General features: G+C 37.9%; 18 protein-coding genes and 1 other RNA gene. 11 read left to right on the top strand and 8 right to left on the bottom strand.

Annotated features, from left to right (window positions below):
* The first annotated feature begins 1 nt into the window (after position 1).
* Positions 2-496: a metallophosphoesterase family protein gene (locus C4F49_RS07940; protein WP_196935334.1), complete on the top strand. Its 495-nt coding sequence runs from the start codon at positions 2-4 to the stop codon at positions 494-496.
* Between the two features lie 120 nt (positions 497-616).
* Entirely contained in the window at positions 617-1,621 is a 1,005-nt protein-coding gene (gene fbp / locus C4F49_RS07935; protein ID WP_196935333.1) for a class 1 fructose-bisphosphatase, read from the top strand.
* On the opposite strand, the gene C4F49_RS07930 is transcribed toward fbp, so the two are convergent.
* A complete protein-coding gene (locus tag C4F49_RS07930; RefSeq protein ID WP_196935332.1) occupies positions 1,618-1,953 on the bottom strand; it encodes a MerR family transcriptional regulator in 336 nt (111 codons plus the stop codon). The two genes, fbp and C4F49_RS07930, sit on opposite strands and share 4 nt — an antisense overlap.
* A 96-nt stretch (positions 1,954-2,049) precedes the next feature.
* Between C4F49_RS07930 and C4F49_RS07925 the strand changes: the two genes are divergently transcribed.
* Positions 2,050-2,394, top strand: coding sequence for a hypothetical protein (locus tag C4F49_RS07925; RefSeq protein ID WP_231388238.1), 345 nt, complete (start codon positions 2,050-2,052; stop codon positions 2,392-2,394).
* 69 nt (positions 2,395-2,463) lie between these two features.
* Here C4F49_RS07925 and accD read toward each other — a convergent pair whose 3' ends face one another.
* From accD to dprA, 5 genes are all read right to left on the bottom strand, one after another.
* A complete protein-coding gene (accD, locus tag C4F49_RS07920) occupies positions 2,464-3,306 on the bottom strand; it encodes an acetyl-CoA carboxylase, carboxyltransferase subunit beta (protein ID WP_196935331.1) in 843 nt (280 codons plus the stop codon).
* A 609-nt stretch (positions 3,307-3,915) separates the two neighbouring features.
* Positions 3,916-4,013: signal recognition particle sRNA small type (gene ffs, locus C4F49_RS07915), an RNA gene on the bottom strand.
* Positions 4,014-4,096: 83 nt separating this feature from the next.
* Entirely contained in the window at positions 4,097-4,324 is a 228-nt protein-coding gene (locus tag C4F49_RS07910) for a DUF6814 family protein (protein ID WP_196935330.1), read from the bottom strand.
* Positions 4,325-4,326: 2 nt separating this feature from the next.
* A complete protein-coding gene (locus C4F49_RS07905) occupies positions 4,327-5,850 on the bottom strand; it encodes an MFS transporter (protein ID WP_196935329.1) in 1,524 nt (507 codons plus the stop codon).
* An 11-nt stretch (positions 5,851-5,861) separates the two neighbouring features.
* Positions 5,862-6,959, bottom strand: a complete 1,098-nt coding sequence (gene dprA / locus C4F49_RS07900; protein ID WP_196935328.1) for a DNA-processing protein DprA — start codon at positions 6,957-6,959, stop codon at positions 5,862-5,864.
* Positions 6,960-7,054: 95 nt separating this feature from the next.
* Between dprA and C4F49_RS07895 the strand changes: the two genes are divergently transcribed.
* Both C4F49_RS07895 and C4F49_RS07890 read left to right on the top strand, forming a co-directional pair.
* Entirely contained in the window at positions 7,055-7,285 is a 231-nt protein-coding gene (locus C4F49_RS07895) for a hypothetical protein (protein WP_196935327.1), read from the top strand.
* 63 nt (positions 7,286-7,348) lie between these two features.
* A complete protein-coding gene (locus tag C4F49_RS07890) occupies positions 7,349-7,933 on the top strand; it encodes a hypothetical protein (RefSeq protein WP_196935326.1) in 585 nt (194 codons plus the stop codon).
* 693 nt (positions 7,934-8,626) lie between these two features.
* Here C4F49_RS07890 and rsmG read toward each other — a convergent pair.
* Both rsmG and C4F49_RS07880 read right to left on the bottom strand, forming a co-directional pair.
* Positions 8,627-9,262, bottom strand: a complete 636-nt coding sequence (gene rsmG / locus C4F49_RS07885; RefSeq protein ID WP_196935325.1) for a 16S rRNA (guanine(527)-N(7))-methyltransferase RsmG — start codon at positions 9,260-9,262, stop codon at positions 8,627-8,629.
* 15 nt (positions 9,263-9,277) lie between these two features.
* Entirely contained in the window at positions 9,278-10,420 is a 1,143-nt protein-coding gene (locus tag C4F49_RS07880; protein WP_196935324.1) for a glycosyltransferase, read from the bottom strand.
* 219 nt (positions 10,421-10,639) lie between these two features.
* Between C4F49_RS07880 and tgt the strand changes: the two genes are divergently transcribed.
* From tgt to der, 6 genes are all read left to right on the top strand, one after another.
* Positions 10,640-11,770, top strand: a complete 1,131-nt coding sequence (tgt, locus tag C4F49_RS07875; RefSeq protein ID WP_196935323.1) for a tRNA guanosine(34) transglycosylase Tgt — start codon at positions 10,640-10,642, stop codon at positions 11,768-11,770.
* Positions 11,771-11,779: 9 nt separating this feature from the next.
* Positions 11,780-12,862 carry an LptF/LptG family permease gene (locus C4F49_RS07870; RefSeq protein ID WP_196935322.1) on the top strand — a complete coding sequence of 361 codons (1,083 nt, stop codon included), beginning with the start codon at positions 11,780-11,782 and terminating at the stop codon, positions 12,860-12,862.
* Positions 12,863-12,865: 3 nt separating this feature from the next.
* Entirely contained in the window at positions 12,866-13,771 is a 906-nt protein-coding gene (locus C4F49_RS07865) for a DMT family transporter (RefSeq protein WP_196935321.1), read from the top strand.
* A 145-nt stretch (positions 13,772-13,916) separates the two neighbouring features.
* Complete coding sequence (locus C4F49_RS07860) at positions 13,917-17,021, top strand: SusC/RagA family TonB-linked outer membrane protein (protein ID WP_196935320.1); 3,105 nt, start codon at positions 13,917-13,919, stop codon at positions 17,019-17,021.
* A gap of 4 nt (positions 17,022-17,025) precedes the next feature.
* A complete protein-coding gene (locus C4F49_RS07855) occupies positions 17,026-18,621 on the top strand; it encodes a RagB/SusD family nutrient uptake outer membrane protein (RefSeq protein WP_196935319.1) in 1,596 nt (531 codons plus the stop codon).
* A 137-nt stretch (positions 18,622-18,758) separates the two neighbouring features.
* Positions 18,759-20,060: a ribosome biogenesis GTPase Der gene (gene der, locus C4F49_RS07850; protein WP_196935318.1), complete on the top strand. Its 1,302-nt coding sequence runs from the start codon at positions 18,759-18,761 to the stop codon at positions 20,058-20,060.
* Positions 20,061-20,069 lie beyond the last annotated feature (9 nt).

Here is a 20,069-nt window from a genome sequence, read left to right as displayed (position 1 = left end):
TATGACCAAGATTGGATTACTTTCAGATACGCATAGTTTTTTAGATGATGCGGTATTTAAACATTTTGATAAAGTGGATGAAATCTGGCATGCTGGAGATTTTGGGTCTATCGATGTCGTGACCAAACTGCAAGACTTCAAACCTTTCAAAGGTGTCTATGGAAATATTGACGGGAAGGACATTCGTTTGGTTTGTCCGGAAAATCTCCGTTTTCATTGTGAAGATGTAGATGTTTGGATGACACATATCGGAGGATATCCCGGAAAATATGCACCTCAGGTGAAATCTGAAATTCTAATTCATCCTCCGAAGCTATTTATTTGTGGCCATTCTCACATTTTGAAAGTCGCTCCTGACCCAAAATTAAAATTGCTTCATTTAAATCCCGGCGCAGCCGGAAAACATGGCTGGCAAACCGTCAGAACGCTAATGCGATTTAGCATTAATGGAGACCGCATTGAGAATTTAGAAGTCATCGAATTAGGCGTTCGATAAGTTGTAAGTATATCGTAATCAGTAAATTAATTCGATTAAGATTGCTTGAAATTTGCAGTTTTAATCAGTTAATTTTTTAGTTTTGCAGGGAAATATTTTAATAGTTCATGTAAACTGATTATGAGGTCTTTTTTAACACTAGGACAATTTATTATTGAAAATCAAAAAGATTTTCCATACGCAAAGGGAGAACTTTCGCGTCTATTGCGCGATATCGGCATTGCCGCAAAGCTAGTCAACCGCGAAGTCAACAAAGCAGGGCTTGTGGATATCTTGGGTTCTGCAGATGCAACCAATGTACAAGGCGAAGAACAGAAAAAGCTGGACGTGTATGCCGATGAACAATTTATTCAGGCATTGCGCTCGGGCGGTGAGTGTTGTATCGTGGCTTCGGAAGAACACGAAGATATAGTCTGCATCGATTCGCACATTTCTTCGACAGCAAAATACGTCGTCTGCATCGACCCTTTAGATGGTTCCTCGAATATTGATGTGAATGTTTCCGTAGGGACTATTTTTTCTATTTATCGAAGAATTTCTGTCGATGGAAAGGCTACATTAGATGATGTGTTGCAACAAGGCGACCGGCAAGTCGCAGCGGGCTATGTGATTTATGGTTCTTCGACCATGTTGGTTTACACAACAGGCAAGGGTGTCAATGGGTTTACACTAGACCCGTCTATCGGCGAATTTTGTTTATCCCATCCGAATATGAAAATCCCCGAAAGCGGACAAATCTATTCAATTAACGAAGGAAACTACATCAAGTTTCCACAGGCTGTAAAGAATTACATTAAGTATTGTCAGGAAGAAGATTCGGCTAGCAATCGCCCTTATACTTCCCGTTACATCGGTTCGATGGTTGCGGATATTCATCGAAACATGCTTCTCGGAGGTATTTTTCTGTATCCTTCCACCTCTTCGTATTCTAAAGGAAAGTTACGTTTAATGTACGAATGCAACCCGATTGCCTGGATTATCGAACAAGCAGGAGGCAAGGCGATAAGCGGTGAAGGTAGGATATTGGATATTAAACCCGAAACGTTGCATCAGCGAACCCCAGCATTTTTGGGTTCGAAAGCAATGGTTGAGAAGTTGGAAGAATTTATTGCGGCAACAAATTAAAGACTATCTCTGACTTCCAGCAAAAAGGCTTTAAGTTTTTCTAAGGAATCTACTACGCGTTGATTTTCCCGCGCTTCATTTTTATTGGAGCGCAAATAATCGCGCGCGCCTTGAAGCGTATATCCTTTGTCTTTTACTAAATGGAAAATGATTTTCAGATTTGCAATGTCGTCTTGCGTGAATAAGCGATTGCCCTTTTTGTTTTTCTTTGGCTGAAGCACATCAAATTCGCGCTCATAAAATCGAATTTGGGAAGCGTTGACTCCGAACATTTCGGTCACTTCACCCATCGTATAATATAGTTTACTGATTTCTCGCTCTTTATAAGGCATACTTGTAAAAGTAATGTGCATAACAAATATACAATTAAGCATTAACAATAAAAAGTAAGATATTTGTAGCTCAAAGGGTCAGCGATTTCTATTGGAATGAAAGGAATTATTATTGCAAGCCGCTTCTGGACAAATTTATTTTCAGCACGAAAAGCTCGCGCCATCACCATTTTTCCTTTTATCTTTTTATACAAAAAGGAAGATAAGCAGGACAAAGTGTTGATTAACCATGAGCGCATCCATTTAGCGCAAGCACTTGAATTATTGGTTATCCCTTTTTATATGCTCTACCTGTCGGAATTTTTGATACGATTTCTTCTGTCATTCGATTTTAATAAAGCCTATTATTCCATTTCTTTTGAAAAGGAGGCGTTTGCTAACGAAGAGAATTTATCCTATTTGAAAAGCAGGAAGTTATGGCGTTTTTGGAAATATATTTGAATCTCATATAAATTTCACAAAAAAAGCACGAATGAAAATCCGTGCTTTTTGAAATAGCTATAAAGAATGTTATTTAACCATTCTTAAAAATGTTCCTACTTTATCTTTCAATTTTCTTCTATCAACGATAAAATCCAAGAATCCATGTTCCAATACAAATTCAGAAGTTTGGAATCCTTTTGGTAAATCTTTTTTGATTGTCTCTTTTATCACACGAGGTCCAGCAAATCCGATTAAAGCACCCGGCTCTGCAATGTTGATATCGCCTAACATCGCGTAGGATGCTGTCACACCGCCCGTTGTCGGGTCGGTCAACAAACATACATAAGGTAATTTGGCTTGGCCTAACAACGCTAATTTCGCAGAAGTTTTAGCCATTTGCATCAATGAAAATGCAGCTTCCATCATTCGGGCACCGCCAGATTTTGAAATCAACATAAACGGTAATTTATGTTCCAAACAATAATCAATCGAGCGCGCAATCTTTTCACCGACAACAGAACCCATTGAACCGCCAATAAAATTGAAATCCATACAAGCAATCACAAGGTCCTGACCATGCAGTTTTCCGTGACCTGAACGAATTGCATCTTTTAAGCCAGTTTTCGCTTGCGATTCCACCAGACGTTCTGGATATGGTTTGGTATCGACAAAGTGAAGCGGGTCTCCGGACGTCAAGTTTGGAAATAATTCAGTAAATTGATTGTCATCAAATAATATAGAAAAATAAGCTTCCGAACCTATGCGCAAATGGTAGTCGCAATATTGACAGACATACTTGTTTTCAACCTGTTCGATGTTTAGCAAAGGCTTTTTACAGTTTGGACATTTGTTCCACATCCCATCCGGTGCTTCCTTCTTATTTTCTGTGGCGGTATTAATTCCGACCTTATCTCTTTTAAACCAACTCATATGTTTACACTAATACGTTTACAAATAAACAAAAAATATCTTACATGCTTGAATTCGAATGATAATCTTTGACGGTTTGTAACTTGGCGAAGTGGCAGAAATCGAAGCAAAAATCTTCAGTTTTGCACAAAAGCTCAATCGAAGAATTGTCGTTTAACTTTGCACAGAAACCGCCGTTTTGCTAAACCGATGTTGTATGTAGTCATTGGGGATTTTCTAATGAAATAATAATGCTTTGTTTTTCAGATTGTTGTGTATTTTTTTTTGGTTGTTAGGGATTTTCTAATGAAATAAAGCTATGCCCAAAAAGGAATGTAAGACGCGAACTTCTTTGAAGCATTTTCAGGGTCACTTGGTTTTATAAACCCTCTTTCTATTGTTTCTGAAATTATTTTCGAAGCAAATGATACATTGTTTTTTGAAATGTTAAATCGCTTCTTCAATCCAATTATCCATTAAAAAGCATGTTAAGTTTTCATTATTAAAAATACAAAAAAATAAGCTTATGATTTAACGACGAAACTTTTGAGAGATAGTCGCATACAACACTGATTTGGCGAAGCCGAATGATTAAAAAGGAAAAAATTAAGGAAAGTAAAAGGCACAAAAAATGGGTAAGCTACTCTTATCGCACCGCTCAACCAAATACCCTTGCTTTGTTCCCAACCTGGGGGAGTCAATGGGAGCTGGTCGTAAAAGACTTACCCACGGCAAAAGTAACAAAAAAATAAACGTGATAAAAGTTATTTGTTCTTATCACGTTTAGGCAGTTGATTATCAAACTAAAAAACTACATTTTATCAGCGGAAAATTCTCCTTTCAAAGCGAAATATCCAAAAACGCCCAATCCAATTGAAATAATTGGCGTAAGGATAAACAGGATAATAATTCCGAACACGACATCTTCCTGATGTCCGGTGCTCAATTTTGGTAATCCAAATTGAAATATGCAGAAATAGGCCGTTAACAATGCTAAGGCTATCCATAAAATTCCTAGTATTCTTTTTAATAAATCCATTGCTATTGATTTAAGTCTTTATGAGTCATTGATTTTGTGATGTAAAGTGAGCCTATCAGAAAACAGACCGCAGAAATAATGATTGGGTACCAAAGCCCGGCCAAATAAAAATCGGAATGTCCGGTGGTCTTGGCATTCATCGCCAGATAAGTCGATACTGCTGGCAGTAAACCTCCAAAAATTCCATTTCCAATATGGTACGGTAAAGACATTGATGTATAGCGAATCTTAACTGGGAATATTTCAACCAAGAAAGCGGCAATCGGGCCATAGACTAAGGTGATGTAAATGATTTGGATAAATATTAAGGCAATCAGCATGTAATACTTACTTCCCGAAAGAAATACGGTGGATTTTACCTGAGCAGTTTGTTCTGTGTTTTCAACAAGATGCTTAGTCGTTGTTATTTTTTCATTTGTTCCATCGGTATAAAACTTATTGACCGTTTGAACGGAATCTCTTTTCGAGTCATGCACGACCAATTTATTTTCTGTGGTTCTCAAATCAACGTTTTCCTGTTTATTTTCCAAATTCGTTAATTGATACATGGCTTCGTAAATTGGACGATAGGTAAAAATAGCCAATGCAAGACCGGTCATCATGACCCATTTTCGACCAACTTTGTCACTTAATTTTCCGAAGACAATGAAAAATGGTGTTCCGATTAAAAGAGCTATTCCTAGAATCATATCAGCTTGGTTGCTGTCTAAAAACATAACCGTTTTCATGTAGCTCATCGAATAAAATTGACCTGTATACCAAACTACCCCTTGTCCCATCGCTGCACCGAAAAGTGCTAGCAAAACAAATTTAAGGTTGTATTTATTTCCGAAACTTTCTTTAAGAGGGTTTGTGGATGTCTTTCCTTCGCTCTTTGCTTTTTTAAATTCTGGAGATTCGTCCATGTTTTTACGTATCAGATACGACACATACACCATGAAGATGGATAGGAGAAAAGGAACGCGCCAACCCCAAGAGTCGAATTGGTTTTCGTCTAAAACTGTTCGCGTAATTAATATCACAACAAGTGAAATGAATAAGCCGAAAGTTGCGGTTGTCTGAATCCAAGAGGTCCAATATCCACGTTCTCCCGGAGGACTGTGCTCAGCGACGTAGGTCGCGGCGCCTCCGTATTCGCCTCCTAAAGCCAGACCTTGCAACAGCCTTAAAATTAAGACTAGCAAAGGAGCCCAGAAGCCAATTGTTTCATAGCTCGGAACACATCCGATTAAGAATGTTGCACCTCCCATTAGCATCAATGTCACCATGAAGGTGTATTTTCGGCCGATTAAATCGCCCAATCGTCCGAAAAATAAGGCGCCAAAAGGCCTCACAACAAATCCGGCTGCGAAAGTGGCTAATGTGGATAGAAAAGCAGCAGTTGGATTATCTGCTGGGAAAAATTTGGTAGCGATGACAATGGATAGACTACCAAAAATAAAAAAATCGTACCATTCAATCAGCGTCCCCAACGAGGATGCGCCAATGACTTTCCAGATTCCTTTTTTGTTTACGGTTTCTTGCATTAGGTTTGTGGTTATATTAGTTTATATACTTTGCCAGGCGAAGAAAGAATTATATTATTCATTTCTAATTCCAGAAGAATAATCGCTAGTTTACTTTGTGGCCAATCACAAAATAAAGCAATTTCATCGATAGTTGCATGCTCATTTTCTGCTAAGTACGTATAAACGACCGTTTCATCTTTGGATAGTTCGGGCGGAAGCAGGCTCAATTGTTTTGAAGCTGGTTTTTTTTGCTCCGTACTCCAATTCATCAAGTAACATAAGTCATTCGCATTGCGTATCAAATGTGCACGATTTGTTTTAATCAAATAATTGCAACCCGCAGAATATTCTTGGTCTATTCCGCCAGGAAAACTGCACACGTCGCGATTGTAACTATTGGCAATTTCCGCTGTAATTAAAGCGCCACCGCGTGATGCGGCTTCGACAACGACCACGACATCCGATAGGCCGGCAATAATTCGGTTTCGAGCAGGAAAGTTTGTTTTGTCTGGATTAGTTTCGGATGGATATTCGGTTAGCAGTCCGCCGTTCTCAAGCATTTTTTCTGCAATTTCGCGATGCGAAGTCGGATAAATCCTATCCAGTCCGTGGGCGAGCACAGCAACAGTCGAAAGGTCGTTTTTTAGCGAAGCTTTGTGTGCTTGAATATCAATTCCGTAGGCTAAGCCAGAAACAACCTGAACATTCAATGTTTTTAAATCCTCAATTAACTGATTACAGATTTTCTTTCCATAAGCGGTCGCATTGCGTGTGCCGACAATACTGATAACGCGTTCAGGATTTAGCGAAGCCTTCCCCTTGTAATACAAAACGAGCGGTGAATCCTCACAATTTTTTAAGCGTTTAGGGAAATCAGCGTCTTCAATCCAAAGCAGTTTAATGTTATGTTTTTCAATAAAATTCAATTCTCTTTCAGCTTCCGCTAAATAAGCTTTTGATTTAATCTGATTGGCTGTAATTTCTCCGATTCCTGGAATGGCGCACAATTGTTTTTTGGATGTTTTGAATATCTGCTCAACAGAACCGCAATAGGCTAATAAAGTTCGCGAAGTTTTTGGTCCAACGCCCTTGATTTTTGTCAACGCTATTTGTTCTAGTTTGTTCATATTCAGATAGCTAAATATAACGATATCCTCTTAATTATTATATTCATTTTAAAAATCTTAATTTTATATTTTTTAAAAGTTAATAAGAAAGTAGAATGGAAATAAGAGAGCCTTTTGATGTCGAGATTGGAGATGTTGTTTATTCGGTTTTTCATGATGGAGAAGATACGTACACGATTTTCAAAGAAGGAGAGGAGTATGTGCAGATTATTAAGGACACCGATACAAGCTGGTTAAAGTTAAGCCCTGAAACTGGATTGCCTTTATTTGGAATGGATGAGGAAGTGAATTTAATCGGACAGAAAATCATACAAGAGCTGGGTTAAAGAAAGTTAAAGAATTTTTACGGCAGGCATAAGCTTCTTATTTTTAAACGAAATTATAAGCTTATGTCTTCATATTTTTTTATTTTTTTGGGACTGTTGGGCATCATTCCTACATTTCAATCTACCGGTTATCCTCCATATTCCGGAGAAGAAACGTGTTGCCCAAATCAAAATAAACTGGACACGATTACAAAAGACACCGTAGCCATCGACGAAATTCTTGTCGAACGAAAATTAAAAACTTCTTTAGAAAAATTTGAACAGAAGAAAGAAGACCATCGGATAATTTATCTGCTCGGAGATAACAAAAATCCGTTTATTATCACACCTATAGGCATTGGTGCAAATCTCAACAGAATCTACAATCATTTTAGTAAATCAGGAAAGCAATCCAGAAAATTACAAGGTTTTTTCGAGAATGAATATGAAGATGATTTAATCAATGATATCTGGGAACCTTATACGGAAGAATTTTCTGGTCTGTCTGGAGATTCATTAAGTGATTTTCGGGTGTACTACAAACCAAAATTAGATTGGCTTTCTAATGCTTCACATTATGATAAACTTTATTACATAAAAATTAATTTGAAAAACTACCTGGATTCTGTGGGAACTATCCGAGAGAAATTAAAACTTGAAAAGGAGTAACAATTAGTATATAGTAGTTAGTATATAGTATTTAGACGTTGGACTAGCTTTTCTGGGAATTAATGTTCTAAAACTTTTTAAAGTTTAAAGACCGCTGAGGGCACAGGGGAAATTCAAAATTCAAAAGTAAAAATTCAAAAAATGTGGAAAGACCGGCATTTAGTATATAGTAGTTAGTATATAGTATTTAGACTTTGCGCTAGCTTTTTGGGAATTAATGTTCTACGGCTTTCTAAAGTTCAAAAGACCGCAGAGGGCACAGAGAAGGCACAAAGAAAATTCAAAAGTAAAAATTCAAAAATGTGGAAAGACTTGCTAAGGTCTTGGTCGCTATTAAGCAAAAAAATAGTCTTTAGAAAATTTTTCCGCTTCGGGGGTTAGGGGATTTAGCTCTGTGTAAATCAGCGTCTTCTCTGCGTAACTTTGCGTCTAACCTTTTAAGTTCAACAGTAAACCGTGGAAAGACTTTCTAAAGTTCAAAGACCGCGGAGGGCTCGGAGAAGGCGCAAAAGACACAGAGGAAATTCGAAATTCAAAAGTAAAAATTCAAAAAATGTGGAAAGACTTTCTTAGGTCTTGGATGCTATTAAGCAAAAAATAGTCTTTAGAAAATAGTTTCCGCTTCGGGGATTAGGGGGACATCCTATTCCGCCAAGCAGGTTTTTTACTTTTTACTTTTGAATTTTTACTTAACTACATCGGCACATAGACCACGTATTTGGTGTCGAAGAAATCTTCTTTGAAATAAGAGGAAAGTGGGTGCAATTCCGCTTTTAAATTCGCTTCCTTGATTTCCGCTTTTAAATCCCCGCCTTTCAGGTACAAAATGCCATTCGGAATGCTGTTTTTGTCTTTTTTCAAAAACTTATTCTGAACCCAAGGCGCAAAATCCGCAAAGCGGGTAACAGCTCGAGAAACAACGAAATCATATTTTGTGTCGAGTTGCTCTGCGCGGATATGGTCCGCTTCTACATTTGTCAATCCAATTGCTTCAGCAACTTCACGGACAACTTTTATTTTTTTGCCGATTGAATCCACCAGATGAAAATGAACCTCTGGAAATAAAATCGCCAATGGGATTCCGGGAAATCCACCGCCTGTTCCAACATCCAGAACATGTGTTCCGGGAGTTAATTCTTGAATAAATTTGGCAATTCCTAACGAGTGCAAGACATGATGAAGGTACAAGCTTTCCACATCTTTTCGTGAAATCACATTGATTTGGTTGTTCCAAAAAGGATAGACTTCTGCCAATTGGCTAAATTGTTCCTTTTGTTTATCCGTTAATTTTGGAAAATAGGAATAGATAATGTCGACTGTAGGATTCACGTGCGTATAAATTAATTATTTCCAAGAAACTTGTTTCTTTTTTCGGTTGAACAAGCCATTTAGGCAAATGTAAAAGTAGTAGTAAATATCCAGAATTGGCAACCACCAAAGCAAATCGGCAACTTGCAATTTTTTATAAATACTGCTGAATATAATAAATTGACTTATTAGACGAAGGACATACATTCCGACAGGAATGTACCATAGCGATGGAAATACAGCTATACATGCAATAAGCACAACATAAAAAAGAAGCGCCGTGACTAACTGTGTCCCAAGCATGCGCTTGTGCTTTCCTTTGTATAGGACCGACGCGGTCGAATGCCTCCCTTTCTGTTTGTTGTACCCTTTCCACGATTCTTTCGGCAAAGAATAAACATGCGCATCTGGGTAGATTGAAATCGCCACATTTTCTTTCGTCGCATTATGGTTTACAAATAAATCATCATCACCAGATTTGATATGCATGTGCGCATTAAATCCTTTTCCTTTAAAAAACAAAGATTTCGTGTAAGCTAAATTTCGGCCAACGCCCATGTATGCATCTTTCTTGAGCGCATAAGATAAATAACTCATTGCGGTATGCGAAGTCTCGAATCGTATCAGTTTGTTCAGAAAACCGCTTTGTTTAAAGTAAGGAGAATAACCTAGTATGATTTCTTTTCCTTCGGAAAAACAACCCGCCATTTCGCTCAGCCAATTTGGAGAAGCCGGCTCACAATCGGCATCAGTAAATACCAAATGCTCGTATTTGGCGCCTTTGATTCCCATGGTCAGCGCAAATTTTTTGGTATGCTTTAACTGGATATGTTCTTTGATTTCAATCACCCGCATAAAGGAATATTCTCGGCAAAAATCTTGGAGAATCCATTTGGTATCGTCATCCGAACAGTCATTGACAACAATCAGCTCGAATTCAGGATAATTTTGATTGAGGATAGAAGGCAAAAATGCCTTTAGGTTTTTCTGTTCGTTATGCGCCGAAATAATAATCGAAATCGGCATTTGAAGCGATTCTTGAGTATTCGAAACCACTTTGAAAAAAGCTAATTTTCCATAAACAAAAAATATATAATACAATTGCAGTAGCAATAAAATTCCTAATACGATAAATGGACTATAGGGAAGATAAACTTCAAAATCAACTAAACTTGGCATACCTGCACCAAAGATAAGCTTCTTGAAAGAAATAATTGAAAATTAAAAATTCAAATGCAATCGCAATAGAATAGATATCCGCTATTTGACTGCGTAGAATTGACAAATGTTAACTTTTATTAAGAAATCTTTTGAGGCTCGTTGTATCTTAATATTTATAGTATTTTTGCATTGATTTTTTTCTGACGAAATAACGTATAGAGAAAGGTATTATTATTTATGAAATTTACGCTTCAAGCAAAAGATACAAATTCAAAAGCAAGAGCAGGGGTTATGGAAACTGCTCATGGAACTATTGAAACTCCGATTTTTATGCCGGTCGGTACTGCCGGTACAGTAAAAGCTATTCATCAGCACGAGCTGGTGAATGATATTCAAGCTCAGATTATTCTTGGAAATACCTATCATTTGTATTTGCGTCCGGGATTGGATGTGATTCAAAAAGCTGGTGGTCTGCACAAGTTCAATGGCTGGGATATGCCGATTCTTACCGATTCAGGAGGCTATCAGGTGTATTCGTTGACCGAAGTTCGCAAAATCCGTGAAGAAGGCGTTACCTTCCGCTCGCATGTGGATGGGTCGAAACATTTGTTCACGCCAGAAAATGTGATGGATACCCAGCGGATTATCGGTGCGGATATTATCATGGCTTTCGATGAGTGTACGCCATATCCTTGTGAATACAGCTACGCGAGAAAGTCAATCGAAATGACACATCGTTGGTTGAAACGCTGTTGCGACCGTTTTGATAGCACAGAGCCAATCTATGGATATGAGCAGACCTTGTTCCCAATCGTTCAAGGTTCGGTTTACAAAGATTTGCGCCAGCGTTCTGCGGAAGTGATTGCTTCTTTCGAACGCGAGGGAAATGCAATTGGCGGTTTGTCAGTTGGCGAACCAGCGGAAGAAATGTATGCGATGACTGAGGTCGTGACGGCAATCTTACCTGAAGAAAAACCCCGTTATTTGATGGGCGTCGGAACGCCAGTGAATATTTTGGAGAATATTGCTTTAGGGATTGATATGTTTGATTGTGTGATGCCGACAAGAAATGCCAGAAATGGTATGTTGTTTACGCGAAACGGCATTATCAATATCAAGAATGAAAAGTGGAAAGATGATTTCTCGCCTATCGAAGCTGAAAGTGATTTGTTCTCCGATAAGTTTTATTCGAAAGCATATTTAAGACATTTAATCCGTTCACAAGAAATATTAGGCGCACAAATTGCATCTTTACATAATCTGCATTTTTACTTATGGCTGGTGAAACAAGCTAGAGAAAAAATCATTGATGGTACATTTTATGAATGGAAAAATAAAATGGTTGTAACGCTAGCACAACGATTATAAAAGAATTTTATGGGAATCATCGATTGGTACATCATAAAAAAATACTTAACCACGTTTATTTTTACCGTGGCTATCTTCTGTATTGTTATTGTGATTTTCGATATGTCCGAAAAGATTGATGACTTTCTAAAGTATAAAGCACCATTTTCCAAAGTGTTTTTGGAGTATTACGCCTTAGGAAGTTTGCCTTTTTTCATCAACATGCTAACGCCTCTGTTCAATTTTATTGCCGTCATTTTCTTTACCTCTAAAATGGCTGACCAGACCGAAATTGTTCCGATTTTAAGTGGCGGAATGAGTTTCTATCGCATGTTAAGGCCCTATTTATTCTCGGCAGGGTTAATATTTGTGTTTAGTTTTGTTTCCAATTTATACATTATTCCCTATACCAATAAGGTAAAGGTTCAGTTCGAAAACGTATACGTAAAACCGAATAAAGTAAGCACAACTGCTCAATCTACGCACATGCAGATTGATTCCAATAGTTACGTTTACATTGATAATTTTGATACCAAAAGAGGCATCGGTTATAATTTTGTGTTAGAGAAATTCGATGGCGACAACCTGACTGAAAAGCTGATGGCTGACCGCATTACCTGGGATTCTGTAAGTACGAAATGGAAGATTGAAAATTATACCAATCGGAAAATCAATGGCTTGAATGAAGAGATGGAAAAGGGCGCTTCGAGGGATACGACCTTAGACATGCTTCCAAAGGATTTCGAAGCTTATGAAAATATTTTTACAGCGATGGATACGCGTGAGCTTAATCAGCGGATTGAAAAAGAAGAAATCCGGGGAACCGGAATGATGAACGAACTGTTGTTAGAGAAATACAAACGGTACATCAATCCATTTTCTGCGTTTATCCTCACCTTGATTGGAGTTGCATTATCGTCCAAAAAAGTGCGCGGAGGTATCGGTGTGAGTCTCGGAATCGGGATTGCATTGAGCTGTGCCTACATCGTTTTGGAACGATTCTCCAGCATGTTTTCGCTGAAGGGTGGCCTAGACCCCTTAATTTCGGTGTTGATACCGAATGTGTTATTTCTTATTTTAGGAATCATACTTATTTTAAAAGCACCTAAATAGCAAATGCAAAAAATCACCTTTAACCGTAATATTTTAATTCTTCATCTTACGGTTCTAATCTGGGGCTTCACTGGAGTTCTTGGGGAACTCATATCTGTCTCCGCATTGCATTTGGTGTGGTACCGCGTATTGATTGCCGGACTTGCTTTGCTATTGTATTTTAAATTTCGCAACAAATCCCTTCACGTCACAAAAACTCAACTTGTGCAGTATTTGCTCGTTGGCGTTCTTGTGGGATTGCATTGGGTTTTGTTTTTTCATTCAATCAAAATATCCACTGTTTCGGTAACCTTAGTGACCTTATCATCCGTCACCTTATTCACCGCAATTTTAGAGCCCATTATCAATAAAAAGCGAATATCGGTTACTGATTTAGGAATTGGCGTCGTCATAATTTTTGGGATTTATCTAATCTTCAAATTTGAAATTCAATACAAATGGGGGATTATTTACGGGCTTTTGTGTTCATTATGCGCGAGCCTATTTTCTATCTTTAATGCCCGAATGGTAAAAAAAGACAGTCCTTCAAAAATCACTTTTTATGAAATGATTGGCGCTTTTATCGTTGTCAGCTTAATCATGTCGGTGACTGGAGGTTTTAATGAACAGTTGATTCTGAGTTCGAAAGATTGGTTTTATTTGCTGATTTTGGGGATTGTCTGCACGGCTTTGGCCTATGTTTTAGGGGTCGCGGTCATGAAAGAGCTCAGTGCTTTTACAGTTGCCTTGACTACAAATATGGAACCTGTCTATGGAATTATTCTTGCCTTGCTTATTTTCGGACATCGAGAAACAATGAGTACAGGCTTTTATGTTGGAGCGATTGTGGTGTTAGGCGCAGTATTTTTATATCCGTATTTGAAAGGGAAATTTTCAAACGCGCTCCTCAAAAAAAATAATACAATTTAATTGTTATAATCTGATTTGGTTAAGTTGTTGTTAACCAATTGTTAAAATAATCGCGCAATCGATTTCGTTAAAGCGGTGTTTTGAATTTTAGTTAATTTTTTCTTACTTGGTCAAAATTTACTTAAATCCGTAATAAATACTGCTTATGAACAAAAGATTTACAAACGTACTAGTTTTGCGTAAATCATTATTTTTAATTTCTTCCTTCCTGTTGTCCGTTCCGCTAATCAGTCATGCTGATGCGAAAGTAGAGATAAAATTTTCAGTCAAAAACCAAGAAACGATTTCTGGAAAAGTGCTTAGCGAAGGGAAACCTGTCGTTGGTGCTACGGTAAGAATTAAAGAAGAGCCGACGGTTGCAACCTCAACCAATGAGTCGGGAGATTTTAATCTAAATGCTAAAGTTGGACAAACACTGACTGTTGAGATTTTAGGTTATGAATACCAAGAGAAATTAATTGCCGGTTCTACGGTTAATTTTGAATTGGTTACGAGCGACCAATCCATCGATGAAGTTGTTGTTGTCGGATTCGGAACGCAAAAGAAAGTGAACTTAACGGGCGCGGTACAAAGTATTTCTGCCAAAGATTTAGAGAATAGACCGATTACGAATGTTTCCACAGCTTTGCAAGGAAAGTTTTCAGGCGTAACCATCATGCAGAACTCGGGTCAGCCGGGTAAAGATGGCGGAACCATCCGTGTGAGGGGAGTAGGAACAATCAACAATTCTAGTCCTTTGGTTATCGTTGATGGTATCGAAAGTTCCATGGATAACATTAATCCAAATGACATCGAGAATGTATCCGTACTGAAAGATGCTTCGAGTGCAGCGATTTATGGGTCAAAAGCTGCGAACGGTGTTATTTTGGTGACCACAAAAAGAGGCGGAACGGGAAGACCAATTTTGAACTACAGCGGTTATGTAGGTATTCAAGACCCAACTCGTCTGCCTGAATATTTGCGTTCGTACGACCATGCGCGTTTGCTTAACGAAGCATTAGTTAACGAGGGTAAAGCGGCCATCTATGATGAAACGGCACTAGAAGCATTCCGTACAGGTTCGGATTTGGATAAATATCCTGATACGGATTGGTTGGGATTGCTATACAATCAAAACGGCCTGCAACAAAACCATAATCTTCAGGTTTTGGGCGGAACGGAGCATGTTAAATTTATGTCATCATTCGGGTACTTAGACCAGCAGGGTGTGATTGATATTGCGCGCGCAAAACGATATAACTTCAGAACCAATATCGACGCTCAGATTACTGACCGACTGAGCTTGAATTTTGGTATTGCCTATAACTATGAAAATCAAAGAGAGCCGATTAATCCCTACACAGGCGATATGGCACAGATTTTTAGACAGACTTACCGTATCCCTTCCTTCATTCCCTACAAATATTCCAATGGAGTATATGGTTACTATGGAGATGGGAATCCGATTGCATGGATGGATTTAGGCGCAGATGATAATTTGATAAAAAAACATACCATCATCAATGCAACTGCAGAATATAAAATTTTGGATGGATTGACTTTCAAACAAGTTGTAGGTTTTCAGCCAATTGATAATATTTCGACAAAATTTGTTAAGAATATCCAGTACTACGATTACCTAACCGGAAACCCGACCGTTCTTCAAGGGACTACAAATTTAACAGAGTATAACTTCAAGTCCGAACGCTTAACGCTTCAATCTATTTTGGAATACAAGAAAGAAATAGGCATGCATAATTTTGGTGTTTTAGCAGGTTACATGCAAGAAGCATTCAGAAGAGATTCATCAACAGGTTTCAGAAATAATTTCTTGAATCATGATTATCCAGAACTGGATTTGGGAAGTGCGGAAGGACAAACTGCTACGGGCGGTGCTGCGCAAGTAAATTTGAGGTCTTATTTTGGGCGTTTAAATTATGCATTTGATAACAAATATTTAGTAGAGGGAAATATCCGTTACGATGGTTCTTCTCGATTCTTGCCACAAAATAGATGGGGAATGTTTCCTTCCTTCTCTTTAGGCTGGAGAGTTTCTCAAGAATCCTTCTTCCAAGAATCTGGACTTTCATCCGTTTTTCAAGAAGTTAAATTTAGAGGAGGCTGGGGACGTTTAGGAAATCAAGATTTAAGTGTTGGCGGAGAAGAAAATTTCTATCCAGCAATTTATTCTATTTCTTCAAATAACAATTACCCATTCGGAAATGCATTGCAAACAGGTATTGCGGTGACCAATTCTTCCAATGAAAACATAAAATGGGAAACGACAGATAGCTGGAACATTGGTTTAGATTTATCATTGAAACAACAAAAAATAGATATCTCATTGGATTATTTTGAGCGGACTACCAATGATATTTTATTGCAATTGCCTGTTCCGATTATTTTTGGTTTACCAACGCCTTATCAAAATGCAGGCTCAATCAGTAACAATGGGGTAGAGCTTCAGGTAAATTATAGAAATTCAATTAATGATTTTTCTTATTCCATCTCGGCAAATGCTTCTTATGTGAACAATAAAATTATGCAATGGAAAAGTTCTGCTCCTGAGGCCTACAATACATTTTACGTGTATCAACAAGGTTTGCCAATCCGTTCGTATTTCGGTTATGAAACAACAGGAATTTATCAATCAGATGAAGAATATATGAATAGTGGCGTTACAGGTGTCAACAACAATGTTGGTGCTGGTGACTTAATCTACAAAGACCAGAATGGCGACAATAAAATTGATGGAAATGACCGCGTGTTTTTAGGTTCTCCGGACCCAAAATATATGTTTGGGTTAAACTTGGGTGCTTCATATAAGAATTTTGATTTGAATGTATTCTTTCAAGGAGCAGCAGATGTGCAAGGTTATTTATGGGGTGAATCTGTAGGTAATATCTCAGGTTCGGATAAACCGTCTACCATGTATTTGGACCGCTGGCATGCAACAGAAAATCCAAATGGACAATTCCCAAGAGCTTTGACAGCTTGGAACCAAAACAAAGCTGAATCTTATGTTTCTGATTTTTGGGTACAGGATGCAAGTTATGTCAGGATGAAAAATGTGACCTTGGGTTACAGTTTCAGTCAGCAGGTTTTAGACAGAATAGGATTGAAAGGCTTAAAAGTTTATTACTCTGGACAGAACTTACTGACATTTACAGGTTTTGCCAAAGGGTTTGACCCGGAAGCCCCAGCAGATTCTAGAGGTAACTTCTACCCACAAGTAAAGACAAATACATTGGGGTTAAACATTAATTTTTAGTCAAATGAGAAACATTATTCCTATTATATTATTATCCAGTACTGCTCTATTTACATCTTGCGATAAAGATTTTTTAGATCAGCAATACAAAGACCAGTTCAACGATAACGGCTCATTCCTTACATCCGAAAAAGAAGCTACACAAGCTTTGACAGGTGTATACAATGGTTGGGAAGCTGGCGATTACGTTTTTTATTTAGATTGTGTTTCTGATAATGCATTCAATTACCATGCGCATGAAGGCTATCAAGCTTTAGGAAATGGTACAGCAACGCCTACAGCATCAGGTGCTGCGGGAGGCCGTTTTTCTTACGTGACCATCAGAAAAGCAAATTGGTTTCTAGAAAACATTACGAAAGCCGAGATGAATGAAAGCACTAAGAAACGATACATTGCAGAAGCAAGGGTTATCCGTGCGTATCGCTACTTGGATTTAGCCATTTTATTTAAAAATGTTCCTTTGGTGACTAAGGTTTTGCCTTTGGATGAAACTCTTCAGGAATCCAACACACAGCAGGAGATATTAGATTTTGTTGTTGTTGAATTGACGGAAGCCGCTGCGGATTTGCCATTAACTTATGGCGCAGCAGACAAAGGGCGCTTCACAAAAGGTGCGGCATTAGGATTTAAAGCAAGGGCTTTGGCTTACCAAAATAAGCATGATGATGTTATTCGGGTCACTGACGAAATCATTGGACTTGGCCAATATAGCCTGTTTGCAGACTATGCTGGATTATTTGAAATCTCAAATGAAAATAACGCCGAGATTTTAAGCGATGTTCAATACATTGAAAACATTCAAGGATACACAAATCTGGGAGTTATTTTACCAAATAGTTTGGGAGGTTGGGGATCCATCGTTCCCACGCAAAATTTGGTAGATGCATACCAAACAGCGGCTGGTAAATTTATTGATGAAGCATCTTCTGGATATTTGGCTACTAATCCATATGTGAATAGAGATTCTCGCTTAACAAAAACGGTTGTTTATCCTGGACAATTGTATGCAGATAAATACCATGATCCATTGAGCCCAAGTTCAGATGATTATTCTCAAGGGAAAGACAATGCATCGAAAACAGGCTACAACTTTAAAAAATACATTCAAAGCCCGAAAAGTTTCGCAAATGTTTGGAATGTAGGAAGCAACATCATTGTGCAGCGTTATGCAGAAATCTTGTTGTTAAATGCTGAAGCGAAGATTGAAGCAGATAAAATAGACAATTCAGTTTACAGCAACTTGAATCTTGTAAGAAATAGAGCTGGATTGCCAGATGTCGATCAAGCTGTTTATAACTCAAAAGCCCCTCTTCAGAAATTAGTTAGAAATGAACTGAGAGTTGAGCTTGCTGGCGAAGGAAGACGATTTTTTGATTTAGTCCGTTGGAAAACCGCGGAGGTAGTTATGAAATTGCCTGTACAGGGAACATTTAAATCAGGGACTGTTAACCAGACAACCGGAGCTGTGACCTATACTTCGACAGAAAGAAATACTGTTGAGAACAGAACGTTCGATCCAGCGAAAAATTACTTTTGGCCGATACCGCAAAGCGTCATCGATAACAGTAAAGGCGCGATTACCCAAAATGCAAATTACTAATACTTAATACGACAAAAGGAAACCAAAAGTTTCCTTTTGTTATTTATACACAAATCCCACCGCATTTGTGTAACTTTGTCACCTTATATAAGAATTTAAATTTAAGTTGCCGTGAGGTAACGCAAAAGGTATACATTATGGCAAATATAGTTGCAATTGTTGGGAGACCAAACGTCGGAAAATCTACATTATATAATCGTTTAACTGAAAGTCGCAAAGCAATTGTAGATGATTTTAGTGGCGTAACACGCGATCGCCATTATGGAGAAGCTGAATGGATCGGTAAACGGTTCACAGTAATCGATACGGGTGGTTTTGTACACGGATCGGATGACGTATTCGAGGCGGCTATCCGTGAACAGGTGCATATCGCTATCGATGAAGCATCAGTTATTATTTTTATGGTCGACGTGACCACGGGCATCACCGATTTAGATGATGAGATTGCAAACTTATTGCGCCGAAGCAAAAAGCCTGTTTATGTAGTAGCCAACAAAGTTGACCATGCCAAACTGCATAATGATTCGGCAGAATTCTACGGATTTGGATTAGGAGAAATCTACAATATTTCGTCTGCAACAGGTTCGGGTACTGGTGAATTGTTGGATGATGTTGTTTCCCATTTTGAAGTAGAAGAAGAGGATGAAACTGAATTGCCAAAATTCACAATCGTAGGAAGACCAAATGTTGGAAAATCTTCTTTAACAAATGCATTATTGGGCCATGAGCGTAATATTGTAACTGATATTGCAGGTACAACGCGTGACTCTATCCGCATTCATTACAACCAATTTGGCCATGAATTCTTGTTGATTGATACAGCGGGAATGCGTAAAAAAGCCAAAGTAAGCGAGAACATCGAATTTTATTCAGTAATGCGTACAATTAAGGCGCTTGAAGATTCTGATGTTGTGCTTCTAATGATTGATGCGAATGATGGAATTGAATCTCAAGACATCAATATCTTTCATTTAGCAGAAAAAAATAAAAAGGGAATTGTTATTCTTGTGAATAAATGGGATATGATTGAAAAAGATCATAAAACCATTAAAGAATTTGAAGCAAAAATTAAGGAGAAAATTGCTCCTTTTGTAGATGTTCCAATTCTTTTTACATCTGTTACGGAGAAACAGCGTATTTTCAAAACCGTTGAAGTTGCAATGGAAGTGTTTCAGAATAAAACCAAAAAAATCCCTACTTCAAAATTAAACGATGTGATGCTAGCGATTATTGAAAACAATCCGCCACCAGCAACAAAAGGTAAATACATCAAAATTAAATATGTCACTCAGATTCCAGGAAGATCTCCAATGTTTGCATTTTTCTGTAATCTTCCTCAATATGTCAAAGATTCATACAAACGTTTCATCGAAAACAAATTGCGTGAAAATTTTGATTTTAAAGGAGTTCCAATTCAAATATATTTTAGACAAAAATAAGTCGCACAT

The organism is Sphingobacterium hungaricum, assembly GCF_015210005.1.
Taxonomy (GTDB): Bacteria; Bacteroidota; Bacteroidia; order Sphingobacteriales; family Sphingobacteriaceae; genus Sphingobacterium; species Sphingobacterium hungaricum.
This window is presented reverse-complemented; position numbering and strand designations above follow the sequence as displayed.